14 protein-coding genes are annotated in these 16,794 nt (G+C 61.7%); 3 read left to right on the plus strand and 11 right to left on the minus strand.

The features are described from left to right. Positions 1-5: 5 nt before the first annotated feature. The 4 genes from ACXAG8_RS08475 to ACXAG8_RS08490 are packed head-to-tail and all read right to left on the minus strand — an operon-like array spanning position 6 to position 6,262. Positions 6-1,280, minus strand: a complete 1,275-nt coding sequence (locus ACXAG8_RS08475; protein WP_475223413.1) for a bifunctional folylpolyglutamate synthase/dihydrofolate synthase — start codon at positions 1,278-1,280, stop codon at positions 6-8. Then, on the minus strand, positions 1,277-2,218 hold the full coding sequence (gene accD, locus ACXAG8_RS08480; protein WP_475223414.1) for an acetyl-CoA carboxylase, carboxyltransferase subunit beta: 942 nt from the start codon (positions 2,216-2,218) through the stop codon (positions 1,277-1,279). Before accD ends, ACXAG8_RS08475 begins: the two co-directional genes overlap by 4 nt. A 59-nt stretch (positions 2,219-2,277) precedes the next feature. Beyond that, complete coding sequence (locus ACXAG8_RS08485) at positions 2,278-3,174, minus strand: lysostaphin resistance A-like protein (protein ID WP_475223415.1); 897 nt, start codon at positions 3,172-3,174, stop codon at positions 2,278-2,280. Next, positions 3,167-6,262, minus strand: coding sequence for an ABC transporter transmembrane domain-containing protein (locus ACXAG8_RS08490; protein ID WP_475223416.1), 3,096 nt, complete (start codon positions 6,260-6,262; stop codon positions 3,167-3,169). Before ACXAG8_RS08490 ends, ACXAG8_RS08485 begins: the two co-directional genes overlap by 8 nt. Before the next feature lie 245 nt (positions 6,263-6,507). Between ACXAG8_RS08490 and ACXAG8_RS08495 the strand changes: the two genes are divergently transcribed. The 3 genes from ACXAG8_RS08495 to ACXAG8_RS08505 all read left to right on the plus strand — a co-directional run bounded on the left by ACXAG8_RS08495 (position 6,508) and on the right by ACXAG8_RS08505 (position 9,286). Then, entirely contained in the window at positions 6,508-7,269 is a 762-nt protein-coding gene (locus tag ACXAG8_RS08495) for a DUF6478 family protein (protein ID WP_475223417.1), read from the plus strand. A gap of 11 nt (positions 7,270-7,280) precedes the next feature. Continuing rightward, positions 7,281-7,640, plus strand: coding sequence for a hypothetical protein (locus tag ACXAG8_RS08500; protein ID WP_475223418.1), 360 nt, complete (start codon positions 7,281-7,283; stop codon positions 7,638-7,640). A gap of 119 nt (positions 7,641-7,759) precedes the next feature. Then, a complete protein-coding gene (locus ACXAG8_RS08505) occupies positions 7,760-9,286 on the plus strand; it encodes an MFS transporter (RefSeq protein ID WP_475223419.1) in 1,527 nt (508 codons plus the stop codon). 79 nt (positions 9,287-9,365) lie between these two features. Here ACXAG8_RS08505 and ACXAG8_RS08510 read toward each other — a convergent pair whose 3' ends face one another. The 7 genes from ACXAG8_RS08510 to ACXAG8_RS08540 all read right to left on the minus strand — a co-directional run bounded on the left by ACXAG8_RS08510 (position 9,366) and on the right by ACXAG8_RS08540 (position 16,685). Continuing rightward, on the minus strand, positions 9,366-10,712 hold the full coding sequence (locus ACXAG8_RS08510) for a S41 family peptidase (RefSeq protein WP_475223420.1): 1,347 nt from the start codon (positions 10,710-10,712) through the stop codon (positions 9,366-9,368). 6 nt (positions 10,713-10,718) lie between these two features. Further along, positions 10,719-11,852, minus strand: a complete 1,134-nt coding sequence (locus ACXAG8_RS08515) for a murein hydrolase activator EnvC family protein (RefSeq protein WP_475223421.1) — start codon at positions 11,850-11,852, stop codon at positions 10,719-10,721. Continuing rightward, entirely contained in the window at positions 11,849-13,366 is a 1,518-nt protein-coding gene (gene gpmI / locus ACXAG8_RS08520) for a 2,3-bisphosphoglycerate-independent phosphoglycerate mutase (protein ID WP_475223422.1), read from the minus strand. The genes ACXAG8_RS08515 and gpmI overlap by 4 nt, the downstream gene beginning before the upstream one ends. A gap of 104 nt (positions 13,367-13,470) precedes the next feature. Continuing rightward, entirely contained in the window at positions 13,471-15,144 is a 1,674-nt protein-coding gene (locus ACXAG8_RS08525) for a sulfatase-like hydrolase/transferase (RefSeq protein WP_475223423.1), read from the minus strand. A gap of 15 nt (positions 15,145-15,159) precedes the next feature. Next, complete coding sequence (gene nqrM / locus ACXAG8_RS08530) at positions 15,160-15,390, minus strand: (Na+)-NQR maturation NqrM (protein ID WP_475223425.1); 231 nt, start codon at positions 15,388-15,390, stop codon at positions 15,160-15,162. A 16-nt stretch (positions 15,391-15,406) separates the two neighbouring features. Next, positions 15,407-16,432: an FAD:protein FMN transferase gene (locus ACXAG8_RS08535; RefSeq protein ID WP_475223426.1), complete on the minus strand. Its 1,026-nt coding sequence runs from the start codon at positions 16,430-16,432 to the stop codon at positions 15,407-15,409. Positions 16,433-16,499: 67 nt separating this feature from the next. Further along, positions 16,500-16,685: a hypothetical protein gene (locus ACXAG8_RS08540; RefSeq protein ID WP_475223427.1), complete on the minus strand. Its 186-nt coding sequence runs from the start codon at positions 16,683-16,685 to the stop codon at positions 16,500-16,502. Between the last annotated feature and the right edge of the window lie 109 nt (positions 16,686-16,794).

The following is a 16,794-nucleotide window of genomic DNA, read 5'->3' on the forward strand; positions in this document are numbered from 1 at the left end:
AGGGGTCAGGCGTTGTCGCGCAGGATTTTGCCCGCAAGGTAAAGCGAGCCGCAGATCAGGACGCGCGCCGCAGGATCGCCTGCCGTGATTGCCGCCAACGCATCGGAGACCGTATTGGCGGTCGTGGCGGGCAGGTTCACCGCGGTTGCGGCGGCCGCGGTTTCAGCGGCACTGAGCGTGGCGGGTTCGTCGGGGATTGAAACCGCGGTCAGGCTGGCCGCCTGTGTCGCCAACGGGGCCAGATAGCCGGTCACGTCCTTGGTGTTGAGCATCCCGCAGATCAGGTGCGTCGGTCGGGGCGGCAGCTCTGACAAGAGCTCGGCCAGGGCATGCCCTGCGGCGGCGTTGTGACCGCCGTCCAGCCAAAGTTCGGCCCCTAGGGCCTGATCGGTCAACGGGCCGGACTTGAGGCGCTGCATCCGGGCGGGCCACTGGGCCTTGGTGACTGCGGCCTCGTAGGCGCGGTCACCCATGTCCAGGTATCGAAGCACCGCAAGGGCGGTGCCTGCGTTCTGGATTTGGTGGTGGCCCAGAAGGTTTGGCAGCGGCAGGTCGCGCAACCCTGTTTCATCCTGATAGACCAGGCGCCCGTTTTCCTTGTGAACGTGCCAGTGCTGGCCATGTACCAGCAGCGGCGCGCCCAGGCGGGCGGCGGTGTATTCGATGACTTCGAGCGCTTCGTCCTGTTGCGGGCCAACGATGCAGGGCACACCGGGCTTGATGATCCCGGCCTTTTCCGCCGCGATTTTCCCCAAGGTGTCGCCGAGGAACTGTTCGTGGTCGATTGAGATCGGCGTGATCACGGTGACTGCGGGTTGGCCGATCACGTTGGTTGCATCCAGGCGCCCGCCGAGCCCGACCTCGAGCAGGGTAAAGTCGGCCCTGGTGCGGGCAAACGCCAAAAGCGCGGCGCAGGTGGTGATCTCGAAATAGGTGATGTTTTCGCCGCCATTGGCCGCGTAGCATTCGTCGAGAACCGCGGTCAGCGCAGGTTCTGAGATCAGTTCGCCCGCGAGGCGGATACGTTCGTGGAAACGGGCCAGGTGTGGCGACGTATAGGCATGGGCCGAGCGCCCCGCCCCTTCGAGCCCGGCACGAAGCATGGCCTGTGTCGATCCCTTGCCGTTGGTCCCGGCGATGTGAATGACCGGAGGAAGCCTGTCCTGCGGGTTGTCGAGGGCCGCCAGCAGGCGCCAGACGCGATCCAGTGTCAGGTCGATGATCTTGGGATGCAGCGCCATCATCCGTTCGAGGATGGCGTCCGAAGGCGCACCCGTCATTTCTGGTCTTGGGGTTCGGGCGCTGTCTCGGCGGGGGCGTCTGCCTCGGACGTGGGATCGGGCGCGGGAAGGTCGCCCTTGATCGCGGGTGGCAGGCCCATCAGCATTCGGACAATGGTGATCAGCTCGTCGCGCATCTCGGTGCGTTTTGTCACCCGGTCGAGCATGCCATGGTCCAGCAGATATTCGGCGCGCTGAAACCCTTCGGGCAGTTTTTCGCGGATGGTCTGTTCGATCACACGCGGACCTGCAAAGCAGATCAGTGCGTTGGGTTCCGAGATGTGGACATCGCCCAGCATGGCGTAGGATGCGGTCACGCCGCCGGTTGTGGGGTGGGTCAGCACGACGATGTAGGGCAGGTTCGCCTCTTTCAGCATCTCGACCGCAACCGTGGTCCGGGGCATCTGCATCAGGCTGAGAATGCCCTCTTGCATCCGCGCGCCGCCAGCGGCCGAGAACAGGATCAGCGGGCGCTTGAGTTTTACCGCCTCTTGTGCGGCTGCGATGATGGCGTTGCCGACATACATGCCCATCGACCCGCCCATGAACGAGAAATCCTGGGCCGCGGCAATGACGGGTGTGCGCCCGATTTCGCCAGCGGCGACCAGCATCGCCTCTTTCTCGCCGGTTTTTTTCTGCGCGGCTTTCATCCGGTCGGGATATTTCTTTTGATCGCGGAACTGCAGCGGGTCATCCTTGGGGGCCGGCACGTCAACCTCGGTAAAGATACCGCCGTCAAACAGGTGCCCGAAACGGTCGCGGGGCGTGATCGCCATATGGTGGCCGCATTGCGTGCAGACGTTCTGGTTTTCTGCCAGTTCGCGGTGGAACAGCATCGTCCCGCATTCATCGCATTTGTGCCAGAGATTCTCGGGCACCTCGCGGCGCGAAAAGATCGAGTTGATCCGGGGGCGAACGTAGTTTGTGATCCAGTTCATGTCGGAACCTTGTTGGTGCGGCGTTGACGTCAAATAAGACGCAACGGAAGGAATTGCAATCAGCGCCTGAGCGCAAGGCGCGCGGTAAGCCAGCTGACGATCATGACGGCGAAATCCACTGCCAGCCAGGGGCGCAGTGCTTGTGTGTCGGTCATGTCATAGGGCAGGTGATACAGCGCCAGGCCGCCCAGGTTGTCAGGCAGCGATACCAAAAGCAGGGCAACCGCGTTGTTGACGAAATGCATGGCAATTGCCGGTCCCAGTGTGCCGGACCGGGCCGTCAGATCTGCGCTGAACAGGCCAAACATGCAGGCCCAAACCGCGATCAGACCGGCATTATCGCCAGCCGCGACCGGGGTATAATGCCCCAGGGCAAACAGAATGGACGGCACGCCCATCCAGATCAGCGGGGATCGGAACCGGGCCGCCAGGCTTTGCTGCAGGTATCCGCGAAACAGGATCTCTTCGGCCCCGGTTTGAATCAGGATCGCGACCGCTGACAAAGGCAGAAGACCCAGCCATGTTGACAGCGGCAGGTTGGGCAACAGGGGCGCGCCCATGTCATAGGGCGGCAGGATCAGGATAACCGCCCCCAGGGCCAGAAGCGCGCGCAAAACGCGCCAAAACTGGAATACGGCAAGAGAGCGCGGCCCCAGCACCGACCCCAGGCTGCGGTGCTGAAACTGGCGCGCGGCCACGGCAACGCCCAGAATGGCAAAGGCGAAACTGGCCAGCAGCACCAGCATGGCCACTGGCGAGGACCCGTTGAGAAACCCCAGGACCCAATCGGGCGGGCCCAGGCTGGCGACCACGGCAAACAGCACCGCATTCAGGGCAATAACGATAGCGGCAACAACGGCCAGCCCGGCCACGGTGCGCCAAAGCTGGGGGTGGCCGCGTGCCTCTGCCACCAGTGTTTCGTGTGCGCAATACGGCGCGCCAGGCTGTCTATCCATCCTCGGGGCGCCTTGCAGGTTCGGCCTCGGCCTGCGTGCCGATGGGAACATCCGAAACCAGCAACCTTTCCGAAACCGTGGTGAAATACCCCGAAATCGTTTCCAGCAGACTGACGGCGACGGTGGCGTCGTTTTCAATGACCGATCGCAGTTCCTCGGCCCCGATCCTGAGGAACGTGCAATCGGTCGCCGCAACAAGGTCAAGCTGCCGGGCCTGTCGTGTTATGATCGACAGATCGCCGATCAGGCGGCCCGGTTCGACGGTCGATATCGTGGTCTTTGCCCCATCGTCGCGTGTCCAATTCAGGTTGGCCTGTCCCGATACGCAAAGATAGGCCGCGTCGGGGTTTTGGCCGCGTGCAAAGATGGTCTGACCTGCGGCGGCATCATACCACTGCGCAGAGAAGGCAAGCAGGCGCTGATTTCGCCCATCCAGCCGCGCGAACGGGTCCGCCGCCGAGATGATCTTGAGCTTGCGGCTGAGATCGGCGCTGGCGCCTTCTTCGATATCCGTCTGGGTCCGCGACACACCGTCGATGCGCCCGTCCTTGACCTCGACAAACAGGTCATAGGCTTCGGGGTGGGCAAAGTGGTCCTCCATGAAGATCATGATCGAATCGGGCAGCAATTCGCGCAGCTTCAGGCGCGTGCGCAGGCGGCTTTCGGAATCGTGGCTGGCCAGGGCCTTGTCGAGGATCAGGATATCGGGACGTTTGATGCCCGCACGGGAAAAGGCGGCCCGTTCCTGAAAGACGGTCGGCAGGTTGTTACCGCCAAGTCCCGAAGGTAGGTCATAGATGATGGCCGCCACCCGTCGGCGCAGCCCCTCTTCGTTGAGGGTATCTGCAATCACTTCCTCGATTTCGTCGCTAAAGGCCCCGGCCATGATCGACACCCGGCCATACAGGGCATTTTCGATGACGGTGAGGCGCGGCAGGTAAGCATCTGGTGACACCGGAACGAACATGTCCTTCAACGCTTCGCGCAGCTCTTCCGCGCGGTTGTGCCGAATGGACAGGATCTTGTTCTTGTACTCCTCGGGAAAGCTGGGGCCGATCTGTTCCGCGGTCAGCATGAACGGAACCGTCAGCAGCAGGGACCGATCGCGGTCGCTGAATTCGGCACCTCCGGCCTTGTGCCTGCGTTCCTCGATATCAAGCAGGCGGTGATACATGTCCTTGGAAATACCCAGCCGCAAAAACAGGGGGTGGTCGGCCCCGTCGCGTCCGAATGTGCGGCTCAGGGTTTCAAGGACCGCGCTGGCAATGGCCATCGCGTCCTCGTCCAGGCGGTGCGCCCTGAGCATTGCCAGGAACCGCCCGTCATCGGCCAGCATATCGGGCGAGATGTTCTGCGCAGGCGCGGAAAACAACAGGTTTCCCCCCAGCGGAACGGCCGGGTTAAAGCTGTCGGGGTCAAACTGATAGACATACTGGTCCAACCCCTTTTCGCGCAGGCGCTGCGCGATTTTCGGGCGCAGGTTTACTATTTCCTGGGCCAGATCGGGATGCAGGCCGGGGTCGAATTGCGACCGCAAGGTGCGGCGGAACATGTATTCGTCAATGCCCATCGCCTCGACCAGCTGGAACCACCAATTGCGGATATCGTCGATATTATCCAGCCCCGCCAGCCCTGGGTCGAGCCAGTCATCCGACAGCGAATCGGGCAAATTCCCCGCCCGGAGCGCCTCGGCCTGGCGTTTGGAGGGCGCTTGCGTGGCGTCTGCCTCGTGGCGCGGATGCGTCCGAAGCGGCATCAACAGGTTGTCCCCCAACGTGCCGTCAAACAGGTAGGGGCGCGAATAGGCGTATCCGATGCGGGCCGCGATCACCGCCTGATGCAGGTCGTTCAGGTTGTGCCCGGCCACGATCACCTCGCCGTGAACCGGCAGCACTTCGCGGGTCAGGACCTGCGCCAGCGCGTTGCGTTCCGAGGTCTGGGGCGCCTGGATGGCCACCCGCGCGCCGGGCGGAATGGTCAGGTCGATATCTTCCAGGACCGTCTTGCCGTCGGCGTCGCGCACGGTCACGTTGCGCAGCTCGATCCCGCCGCGCAGATGCGGGATGGATTCGGGCGCGTTGTCGAACAGCTCTTCGGGGATCATGTTGTCCGGCGCGAACCGTTCGGTCACGATCTGCCAGCGCAGCGACATGTCCTGAACCTGGTTGTAATAGGTCAGCAGATCCTTCCAGGGGCCGCTGAGATCCTTATAGGCCCCCAGCGCGGCCACCAGCGCGCCGACCGTAACCTCGCCCGTGATCGCCAGGTAGCCCCCCACCGAATAGAACAGGAAGGGGGTCATCTGCGTGATCAGGTTGTTGAGGAACTTCATGAAGAACTTCTTGTTGTAGATCCGGTACCGGATATCGAACAAGGTCCCCAGCCTGTGGCTGAACTGCGCCAGCCTGTAGCGCCACCCGCCATTGGTCCGCAGATCGCTGATCCCCGCGGCGCTTTCGCCGATTTCCGAACTGAGGCGCCGCACCTCCTGAATGCGGTCCTTGTTCAGCAGGTTGATCTGGCGCTGCAACCGGGGGATCAGCCAGGCCTGCAATGGAATAAGCGCGATGCTGGCCAGCCCGAACCAGACGCTTTGCATGAACAAGAACGTCACGATCGTCATCATCTGGCCGAACTGGAACACCGGTTGCGCGATTGCATCGCCCATCAAGCCGCCCATCGGCTCGGCCTCTGACGTGATCATCGATACCAGCTCACCCTGGCTGGTGGTGGCAAAATAGGTTTTGGGAAAGCGCATCGCGCGGCTGATCAGTGTGAACCGCAGGCGGCGCAGCATGCGTTCGGCCAGGACGCCCTTCATCGTGTTGATGCGCATTTTCATCACGCCGCTGGCAATCACCGTTGCCAAAAAGGCAAAGCACAGGATCAGCAAATACTGGATCTGGGTCACGGTCAGCCCCCAGATCGCCACCGTATCGCCCGGCGCGCCGATTGCGTCGTTGATGATCTGCTTGGGCAGTTCCAGCGAGGCGTAGAGAAACGGAAACGACAGCACGGTCAGCAGCAACAAAACCAGTTGCTGTTTCTTGGAGTGCTTCCAGATAAACGCAAAAAGGGTGGGTTCCATACCCCGGCCTCGTCATTGTCCTGAGTGATCTGCGGCGCCTCGCGGAAGAACCACAATGACCGGGTGCCCGACGGTAAGCGCTGTCCCGGCCTAATTCAAGAATTGCGGTTCCACAATGCGCCCCTGCGGCCAGAGCCGGATTGATTCGTTCACAATTGGGAAAATAATGCGGGTTATTTTGGAAAGGCGGGTTTAACCCGCCGGGGTTCTCTGGGTAAAGAGGTACAGTTACGGGCAATGGGGTCATGGGCAGGATTCTGGATCGCATCATCAGTCGCATGTCGCTTTCGCGCTGGCGCGGGGTTGCGGCTCAGGCCGGTCAAACGAGCCTGCCGATCCTGCGGCTGCAACGCGATGAGGCGCGCGTGCTGCGCAGGCAACTGGATCAGATTGTCCAGATCGCCGACGGCCGCCTGACGCGCCCCCTGATCGGGTCGACCAATTTTCCGACCCCGCTTGGAACCGACTGGGCCTGGCGCCCCGACCTTTGGCGCGGCCCCCTGCCCCGGCCCGGTCTGGCATCGCTGCCGCGCAAGGCGGATATCGACCGGCAGGTAAGGCTGTTTCACGACTGCGACCTGTCCGAAATTGCGGTTCGGCAGATCAGGAATTCGGGTGAAAAGGACCTGGCACCCTTCAGCCTTGCCATCGAGGTTTTCGAGTTTGCGGGATCGTTCCTGTCCCTGTCGGTCGAGTTGCCAACCCAGGCCGCATCCGACCTGACGCGCCAACACCTGATGCGCGCCAGCCTGCAGGTCGAATGCGAAAGGCCGACGGGGATGTTTGCAAGGCTCAACATCCAGCATGGCCCCAACACCGAGCAAGTGTTGCGCGCACTGGACCTGTCCGCCCAAACCTCAGAGATCGACTTTGACCTGGCGTATCTGAACCTGAACGAAAGACGGATCGAGAAAATCTGGCTGGACCTGATCTTGGAACAGCCCGCTATGAACCGTGTTATCCTGCGGGATCTGACGCTGTGCCGTCATCACCGCGCCGATTTGTAGGGGGTCAAACCTTGACGCAAACCACGCTGACGCCGATCCGGTTCGAAAACGCCGTCTGGGAAGGGCATCTTGCCGCCGACAGTCTGCCGCAGGTCGTTGCGCGCTATCTCGGAGAGCCGCTGCCGGGTGTCGAGCTTGCCGCCAGCGGGGACGGTTGGGCGCTGCGTGTGCCGGTCCCCGATGCGGTGCTGTCCGAAGGCGTGCATACTGTCGTGATCTGGGATGAAGAGGCGCAGGTGAAGCTGGGCGATTTCACCGTCATTGCCGGATCGCCCGCCGGTGATGACCTGCGATCCGAGCTTGAATTGCTGCGGGCGGAACTGGATATGCTCAAACGCGCCTTTCGCCGGAGCCGGGCAGAAAACACCTGACGCGCACAGCTGGAACGCGCATTGAAACCCGACCCCTGCACGGCGTAAAGTCCGGTTTTTCTGTCATTTCACCCGTTTTCGTGCATCATTGAGGCAGTTTCAGCCGAAAAGGAGCCGGAATGGATCGCAGCAGCATAATCAAGGTCATCGCGCTTATGGTGACGGCCTTTGGCATCGGGATCGACTTTACCGGCGCTCTGATGCTGGTTCCGGCAATCGAAAACAGCTTTGACGCGGATATCACCAGCACTCAATGGGTTCTGAATATCTACGCGTTGTTCTTTGCGATGACGATGGTCGCCGGAGGGCGGCTTGGCGACATGTATGGACATCGCAAGGTCATGATCATCGGCCTGTCGATTTTCCTGTTTTCATCCGTCATGTGCTTTTTCGCGCCCAGCCTGGATTTCCTGATCGGTGCGCGCGCGTTGCAGGGGATCGGCGCCGGGTGCGTCTGGCCCTGTACGCTGGCATTTGGGGCGACCAAGGTATCGCATGAAAGGCATCGCGCCCTGATCATGGGGCTGATCCTGGCGGGCGTCACCAGCGGCAATGTCTTTGGGCCGATGATCAGCGGGTTCGTGGTGGGCTTGGGCGACTGGCGCCTGTTCTTTCTTGCCAACGTCGTTTTCTCGTGCATTTCCATGGCAACCGCGCTGTTGCTGATGCAGCGCGAAGACAAGCACAAGCAGGGCGAACATATAGATTTCGCAGGCATGGGCGTTTTGTCCTTTGCCGTGCTTATCCTGCTTTATGCGCTAGATGTTGGTGCCGACTGGGGGTGGGCATCGATGCCGCTGCTGTTGCTGTTTTTCGTCAGCGCCGTTCTGTTTTTCCTGTTCCCCAAGGTCGAAAAGCGGGTCAAGGAACCCTTGTTGCTGCCGCAGCTGATGCAAAACCGCGAGTTTCTGATCACCCTGGGCCTGAACATGTTCAATGTGTCGGCGGCTTTTGTGGGCCTGCTGTATTTTCCGCAATACATGCAAAAGGTTCTGGGCTGGTCGGTTTTCCAGTCCGCTTTGGGGTTGGCGCCGCTGACCGTCCTGCTGGCGATCGGATCGATCGTTTCGGGCACGCTGTATAACGATTTCGGCCCCAAAAAGCTGTTGTTCTGGGGGTATATGATTGCCACCTGCGGCGCGGCCAGCGTCGTGATCCTGCCGGCGGGGCTGGGGTATTTCCAGATCCTGCCGGGGATGGCGATGATCGGTCTGGGTGCGACCCTGACCGTTGGCCCCTCGGGCACTGCGGCCGTTTGCGCGGTCAAACCTGAACGGGCCGGGCTGGTCGGCGGGCTGAGCTTTATGACGCACCTCGTCTACGGCGCGGTCGCGGTCGCCTGTGCCACGGCGATCATGTATGCCGTCAGCCTGTCCAGCCTGCGCAATTCGCTTGCGGCCGCCGGGATCAAGATGTCTGATGCGGATCAGAGGGTTTTGAATGGCGGGACGTTGGACACGGACTCGGCCCGCGCCGTGCTGAGCCGCCTGGCATCGGGCGAAAGTGACACGGTTCGGGCCGCCGTCAACACCGCGTTCGACAGCGGCATGAACATGGCCTTTGTCTTTGCCACGATCTCGGTTTCCATAGGCGTTCTGCTGGCGATCCTGCTGGACGAAAAGAAGTTGCACAAAGTGGAAAGCTGACCTGCATTGCAGGGCCGGATATCAAAAGGGCCGCGTTTGATGCGGCCCTTTTCAACGATCTTGTTCAATGGTCTTGCGGTTACTGCGAAGGACCTGCGTTAGGCGTAAAGGCCGAAAGGCCCTTTAGGATATCAATTGCATAAGCCAATTGGTAATCTTCTTCCCGCAGTTCAGCGGTCGCCTCGGCCTTGGCGCGGTCTTCCTCGATCTGACGGATTTCGTCTTCGCTGAGGCTGTCGTTGTTCAGGCTGCCGCGCAGGTCGGCCTCGGAGCGGGTGAAGGCATTTGTTGCCTCTTCCTCTTCGGCGTCCGGTTCCCGGCGGGGCTGTTCGACGATGATGTCGGGGCTGACACCCAGCGCCTGGATCGACCGGCCCGACGGCGTGTAATAGCGCGACGTTGTCAGCCGCATGGCGCCATCACCGCGCAGCGGCATGACTGTCTGTACCGACCCTTTACCAAAGCTCTTGGTGCCCACGACAATAGCCCGGTTGTGATCCTGCAGCGCGCCGGCCACGATCTCGGACGCCGAAGCCGAGCCGCCATTGATCAGCACGACGATTGGTTTGCCGCCCGCCAGGTCACCCGGGGTGGCATTGAACCGTTCGCCCTCTTCCGGGTTGCGGCCGCGTGTCGATACGATTTCGCCTTCGTTCAGGAACGCATCCGACACTTTGATGGCCTGGGTCAGCAGCCCCCCCGGATTGTTGCGCAAATCCAGAACGACGCCGTTGACCTTGTCGATGCCGCCGGCCTCGGCGATCTGCTCATCCAGGCCTTCCTTGAGGTTGGGGAAGGTCTGATCGTTGAACGTGGTGACGCGCAGAACAACGCTGGTGCCCTCAGTCCGGGCGCGCACGGCGGTCAGTTTGATCGTGTCGCGGATGATGGTGACGTCAAACGGGTCCTGTTCGCCTTCGCGGACAACTGTGATCACGATTTCCGATCCAACAGGGCCGCGCATCAGGTCGACGGCCTTGTCCAGCGTCAGGCCCAGGATGCTTTCGCCGTCAACATGGGTAATGAAATCACCGGCCTCGATACCGGCCTCGTCCGCAGGGGTGTCGTCGATCGGCGAGACAACTTTGACAAAACCTTCTTCCTGCGTGACCTCGATACCCAGCCCGCCGAATTCCCCGCGGGTCTGGACGCGCATCTGTTCGGCGTCATCGGGCGACAGGTAGCTGGAATGCGGGTCCAGCGAGGTCAGCATTCCGTCGATGGCGGCCTCGATCAGTTCCTCGGGCTCGACCTCTTCGACATATTGCGCCCGGATCCGTTCGAAAATATCCCCGAAAAGGTCCAGCTGTTCATATACGCTGGCCTTGTTCTGGGCCTCTTGCGCCAGCAGCGGACCGGCAATCTGGGTCGTCGCGATAATACCTGCCACAGTTCCGGCCAGACCGGCCATCACAAATCTTTTCATACTCGTTTATCCATCCTTGTTCGTCCGGAACCAAGTTTCCGGATCCACGGGGGTGTTGCCTTCTCTTACTTCTATATAGAGCGTTTCTGACCGGTCAGTTCCAGTGCCATCACCGCTTGTTGACAAAATAGCGCCGATTTCCGGGGATTCACCGGGCATGAGGCCAACCGGGGTGCCTTCGGGGATCACCTGCCCGGTTTCGCCGTAAACCTCTTGCAACCCCGAGAGCACAAACAACAATTCCTGTTGCGGTTCCAGGATCACGACATTTCCCAGGTCCAAAAGCGGGCCCCGGTAACGGATTGTTGCAGCGGTGGGGGATGTGACCAGAGACCGCGGCCGCGTCCCCAGAACGATGCCGGGCCGGGTCACCCCGGCCGCATCCGTGTCCCCTGCCCCGTGCAGCAGGACACCCTGGACCGGCAGGGGGATTTGCCCTTTTGATGACGTCACATCCGCGTTTGTGGCGGCGACCTCTCCTTCGGTGATCTCGGCCAGACCGCTGGCAAACCCGTCCAGCGTTTCGGTCGACGAGATAAGGATCGCGGTGCGCACCGGGTCTTCGACAAAGCGTTGCGGCAGATCGGTACGTTCGGCGATTGCAGCGCTCAGGCTGGTGCGGGCCTGCTGGACGCCGGTCAGCCCTTCGGACAGGGTATCAGCCGCGCTTTGCTGAAGCTGGCGCAGGGTTTGAACCTCTTGCAGGTCTGACGCCAGCGCCTGCGCGCGGGCGTTCAGGCCGGGCGTGACCTCGGACAGCATCATGCCGGTACGGGCGGCCCCCAGCGGCCCCGAAGGGTGCAGCATCAACACCGGCGGCGCGGTGGTTTCGATGGTCTGCAACACGCCCAGAAGCTGCGAGATGTCTTTTTCCCGCGCCCGCAATTCAGCGGTCAGCTGCGCCTCGCGCGTGGCGGCCTTGCGCAGCCCGTCGCGCATCGCCGCCAACCCGGCCTCAAAGGCCTGGATGGTCTCGGTCAGCGCCCGGACGCGGTCACGGGCCCCCTCGGCCTCGGTCAGTGCGACAGAGGCCTGTTCCAGCATCCGTGCCGCGTCCAGGGCCGCTTGCGAGGGGTCGTTTTGCGCCCCGGCCGGAGCGCCCAGCAAGGTCATGGCCAGAACAGCCGCACGAAATTTCATGACAGCAGGCTCGTACCCGTCATTTCAGGCGGCTTGGGCAGGTCCATCAGGTCAAGCAAGGTCGGGGCCAGGTCGGACAGGCGCCCGTCGCGCAGGCTGGCGCCGTCGGGTCCGCCGACCAGAGCGACCGGCACCGGGTTCAGCGTATGTGCGGTATGCGGTCCGCCGGTTTCGGGGTCCAGCATCATTTCGCAATTGCCGTGATCTGCCGTCACGATCATCGCTCCGCCCGCTTTTTGCAGCGCCTCGACGACCTGTGCCAGCCCCTGGTCGACGGCCTCGCAGGCCTTGATGGCGGCTTGCAGATCGCCGGAATGGCCGACCATGTCGGGATTGGCATAGTTAGTCACGATCAGGTCATATCCCTGGCCGATGGCCTCGACGAATTTCGCGGTCACTTCGGGCGCGCTCATCTCGGGCTGCAGGTCATAGGTCGCGACCTTTGGCGATTTCGGCATGAAGCGGTCCTCGCCCTTTTCCGGCTGTTCCTTGCCGCCATTGAGAAAGAAGGTCACATGCGGGTACTTTTCCGTTTCGGCCAGCCGGAACTGGCGCAAGTCATGTTTCGCCACCCATGCGCCCAGCGTGTTCACGATGTCGCGCTTGGGAAAGACGGTGGTCATATAGGCATTGTGGCCGTCAGAATATTCCACCATCCCAAGCAGCGCTGCCAGGTTCGGGCGTTGTCCGGCGTCAAAATCCTGAAAACCCGGCTCGCCGATGGCCCGCAGGATTTCGCGCGCACGGTCGGCGCGGAAATTCAGGCAAAAGAACCCGTCGCCGTCTTTCACGCCGTCATATCCGGTCAGAACCGTTGGCACGACAAACTCGTCGGTTTCGGATTGGTTATAGGCGTGGTCGATGGCCCCATGCGCGGTATCGGCCATGCGGCCCCGACCGTGGATCATCGCGTCATAGGCTTTGCTGACCCGTTCCCAGCGATTGTCGCGGTCCATAGCGAAATACCGGCCCGTCACCGTGACAACCCGTGCATTCTGCGGCAGCCGCTCTTGCAGTTCGGCAATATAGGTAAAGGCCGATTTGGGGGCCACGTCACGCCCGTCGGTAACTGCATGCAAGGCCACCGGAACCCCGGCATTGGTGATTGCGGTCGCGGCCGCAACGATGTGGTTCAGGTGCCCGTGCACGCCTCCATCCGAGACCAGCCCCATCAGGTGCGCCGTGCCGCCGCTGGCCTTGGTGGCGGCGATAAAGGCTTGCAGTGCCGCGTTGTCGTTAAAGCTGCCATCCTCGATCGCCAGGTCGATCTGGCCCAGATCCATCGCGACAACCCGTCCGGCGCCGATATTCGTATGGCCGACTTCGGAATTGCCCATCTGGCCGCTGGGCAGGCCGACATCCGGACCATGAGTGATCAGTTTGGCCGAAGGCCCCCCGGCCATGATCGCGTCAAAGGTCGGGGTCCGGGCCAGCAGCGGGGCGTTGGCCTGCGTGTCATCGGACAGGCCCCAACCATCGAGAATACACAGGACTACGGGTTTCGGGGCGGTCATATCCAGGGTCTCCGGTTGCTGCTCTTGATCCGTCTTCTATCGCCTGCCCGTCTGCGCGTGAACCGCATTTTCGCCGGAAGGGGGCAGAATTGGGCTGGCGGGCTTTAGGTCTTGCCGGATTGGTCGTCAAAGCGCCGTGCCTTTCGGCCGCGGTATTTCACGGTCAGATCCAGGGGCGCGTCGTTTTCGTCGTAAACGCCAAGGATCACCCCTTTGCCCCGGCTTCGGGTGCGCATGTCGATAAGTTGCTGTTCCGAACGGGTGGTCCGCTGCGATTGCCGCCGGGTCCAGGCGAACAGGTGATCATGCATTTCGGCAATCACATCAGCATGGTCCGCGCTGTCGCCCAGATCTTTCAACTCGTCAGGATCGTTTTCCAGATCAAACAGAAGGGGCCGGAAACCGCCTTCGCAATGGATCAGCTTCCATCGCGTCGTGGCAACCATGAACATGACCGCATCCCGGACCGATACGCCCAGGGTTTCGGCGATGGGCGAGGCCGAGTAATCGTATTCACAGATCGCAAAGTCGCGCCCGGTCGACGCCGCCTGCCCGTGCAGGATGGGCAACAAAGACCGCCCTTCGAGAATGTGATCAGCCACCTGCCCGCCTGCTGTTTCAACAAAGGTCGGTGCCAGGTCGATGGATTCGACCAGCGCATCGCAGGTGGTTCCCCGCGTGGCGTCGGCCCGGGGCGAGGGGTCGCAGATGATCAGAGGCACCTTGGTGGACGCGTCATGGAAAAAGGTCTTTTCGCCCATCCAGTGATCCCCAAGGAAATCACCGTGATCCGATGTCAGCACGATCATCGTGTCCTGCAGCCTGCCGGTCTGTTCCATCCAGTCCAGCAAGCGCCCGATCTGATCGTCGGCCTGTTTGATCAGACCCATATAGGCAGGGACGACCGCCTCGCGCACCTCATCGCGGGAAAAGGCCTGCCCGACCTTGGTGTTCATGAAAGCCGCAAGAACGGGATGTGCATCCTGCCGCTCGGCCTGAGACCGGACCACCGGCTGCACATGCTCGGGGCCGTAGATCGAGGCATAGGGCTCGGGCACGATATAGGGCCAATGGGGTTTTATATAACTCAGGTGACAGCACCACGGCCCTTTGTGGGATTTCATGAAATCCATGCCGCGGGTTGTCAGATAAGGCGTTTCGCTGTCTTCTTCGGCGATATTCGCAGGCTCGGCTGCGTTTTTCAAAAACCATCCTGACAGCACGTTGCCCTGGGCATCCAGACCGGAATTGGCAAAGTCGTGCCACGGGTTGTCGCTGTCATACCCCTTGGCCGAAAGATAGGCGTTGTACTGCCGCGCCCCCTCGGGGTCATAGAAACCATCTGGTCCTTCGGGGCGCATCCCGTCATCGCGTTCGAATACATCAAACCCGCATTCCGCGACGCGCGCGCCGATCAGGCTGTCGGGTTCCAGCCCCAACCGGGCCATGCCTTCGGCATCTGCGCGCATGTGGGTTTTGCCCACCAGCCAGCAATCCATTCCGGCGTCGCGCAGGTGATCGCCCATCGTCCGCTCGCCGACCTTCAGCGGAATGCCGTTCCACGAGGCGCCATGCGAATGGACATAACGCCCGGTATAGGTGGACATGCGCGAACTGCCGCAGATGGGCGATTGAATATAGGCCCGCGTGAACCTGACCCCGCGCGCCGCCAGCCTGTCGATATTGGGTGTATGCAGATGCGGATGGCCGTAACAGCTCAGGTAGTCCCAGCGCAGCTGGTCGAACATGATGAACAGGATGTTGGGCGGCCGGGCCATGGTCAGCAGCGCACCCTAACCTTCCATGTCTTGCAGCATCTTGCGGGCGCGCTTGCACTGAAGCTGGTCGCGCAGCGGGCTGTCGGGGTCGATGTCCTTTTGGCAGACGACGCATTTATCCGCCCCCGAGATCGCGTTCAGGCCGCCACAGCTGCCCTTGATCGTCTTGCCCATGAGCATGACGCCCAGGGACATGCCGACCATGATGATCAGCAACAATACGAAGGCCAAGATGAATGTGCTCATTGCCGGGTCCTGCCTGTCAGTTGGTCCCCAGCGCATCCTTGAATGCGCTGCTTTGAACCGTGATATAGGCTTCTTCGCCGCCTGTCACATCCCGTGCGATGAAGAACACGGCGATTTTATGCTGTTCGGCCAGGTCCAGCCCTTTTTCCTGCCCCAGCGCCAGCATGGCCGTTGCCCAGGCATCCGCCATCATCGCCGTTTCGGCCAAAACCGTCACCGATGTCGTGCGGTGGGTGATCGGACGGCCCGTTACCGGGTCGATGATGTGTGAATACCGCACGCCATCCTGTTCAAAGAAGTTCTTGTAATCGCCCGACGTGGCCATGCCGAGGTTGTCCAGCGGCACGATCAGTTGCAGCGCCTGGCTGCCGGTTTCGGGCTTTTCAACGCCAATGCGCCATGTCTCGCCCTTGTCATTTTCGCCCATGGCAACAAGGTCGCCGCCAATCTCGACCATGTAGTTTTCGATCCCGGCATCGCGCAGGGTCCGGGCGACCTGGTCTATTCCATATCCCTTGGCGATCGCCGACAGGTTGATCCCCACCGCCGGGTCCGACTTGGTCAGGGTCCCGGCTTCGGTATCCAGGCTCAGCAGGCGGGCCTGGCCGACCTGTTGCAGCGCCTGGGCAATCTCGGCATCCGAGGGCACCGGGTCCTCGGGCTTGCGCGGCCCAAAGCCCCACAGTTCGATCAATGGGCCCAGCGTAACGTCGAACGTGCCGTTGCTTTTGTCGTGGACCTCGTTGGCCGCCGCGATCACATGTGCGAATTCCCCGGACACCGCCGCGGGGTCGGTGCTGTCGGAGGCGGAAAAAACCGAAACCTCGGAATTCGGGTCCCAGTTGGACATCTTTGCGTTGACGGCGGCCAATGTCTCTTCGACGGCGGCAGCCAGGGCGGATGCGTCCAGATCGGTGCCAATGGCGGTGATGTTATACGTGGTGCCCATGGTTTCGCCGCCCAGGGAAACCACCTCTGGTTCAGCGTCGAACAGACAGCCGGAAACAACAAGCGACAGGGCCAAAGCCGGCAATACGCGCATGGGGCGACCTCCTGGGGAAAACCGTGACCGGCGTATGCCAGCGGCCTTGGACAGAGTCAAACCGCGTTCACAGCTTCAGCGGCAGGAAGCCAAGCGCCAGCAGCCCCAGCGCCGCCGGGACACCAAACAGCCAGGCGCGTTTCTGCCAGCCATCGGGTTGCTGTTTCCAGGCCTGGCGGAAATTGTGACCGCACACGACGACGACAAAGAAGATTATCGCGGCGATGGGCGGGGTCAGATGCAGGTTCTCCAAGGGTTGGATTTCCTTGTTGCAGGGCAGAGTTGCGCCAGATTGTGAATTTGCACCCTATACAGGTTGTGTCTGAGCGCTAAGGTGGAAGGCATAGTCATAACCGCCGAAG

This window comes from Ruegeria sp. ABD4_443 (genome assembly GCF_056160865.1).

Coding starts and splice junctions, on each gene's coding strand:
- ACXAG8_RS08495 (WP_475223417.1), top strand. CDS start 6,508: ATGGGCAGGATTCTGGATCGCATCATCAGTCGCATGTCGCTTTCGCGC.
- accD (WP_475223414.1), bottom strand. CDS start 2,218: ATGAACTGGATCACAAACTACGTTCGCCCCCGGATCAACTCGATCTTT.
- gpmI (WP_475223422.1), bottom strand. CDS start 13,366: ATGACCGCCCCGAAACCCGTAGTCCTGTGTATTCTCGATGGTTGGGGC.
- ACXAG8_RS08505 (WP_475223419.1), top strand. CDS start 7,760: ATGGATCGCAGCAGCATAATCAAGGTCATCGCGCTTATGGTGACGGCC.
- ACXAG8_RS08525 (WP_475223423.1), bottom strand. CDS start 15,144: ATGGCCCGGCCGCCCAACATCCTGTTCATCATGTTCGACCAGCTGCGC.
- ACXAG8_RS08515 (WP_475223421.1), bottom strand. CDS start 11,852: ATGAAATTTCGTGCGGCTGTTCTGGCCATGACCTTGCTGGGCGCTCCG.
- ACXAG8_RS08490 (WP_475223416.1), bottom strand. CDS start 6,262: ATGGAACCCACCCTTTTTGCGTTTATCTGGAAGCACTCCAAGAAACAG.
- nqrM (WP_475223425.1), bottom strand. CDS start 15,390: ATGAGCACATTCATCTTGGCCTTCGTATTGTTGCTGATCATCATGGTC.
- ACXAG8_RS08475 (WP_475223413.1), bottom strand. CDS start 1,280: ATGACGGGTGCGCCTTCGGACGCCATCCTCGAACGGATGATGGCGCTG.
- ACXAG8_RS08535 (WP_475223426.1), bottom strand. CDS start 16,432: ATGCGCGTATTGCCGGCTTTGGCCCTGTCGCTTGTTGTTTCCGGCTGT.
- ACXAG8_RS08485 (WP_475223415.1), bottom strand. CDS start 3,174: ATGGATAGACAGCCTGGCGCGCCGTATTGCGCACACGAAACACTGGTG.
- ACXAG8_RS08510 (WP_475223420.1), bottom strand. CDS start 10,712: ATGAAAAGATTTGTGATGGCCGGTCTGGCCGGAACTGTGGCAGGTATT.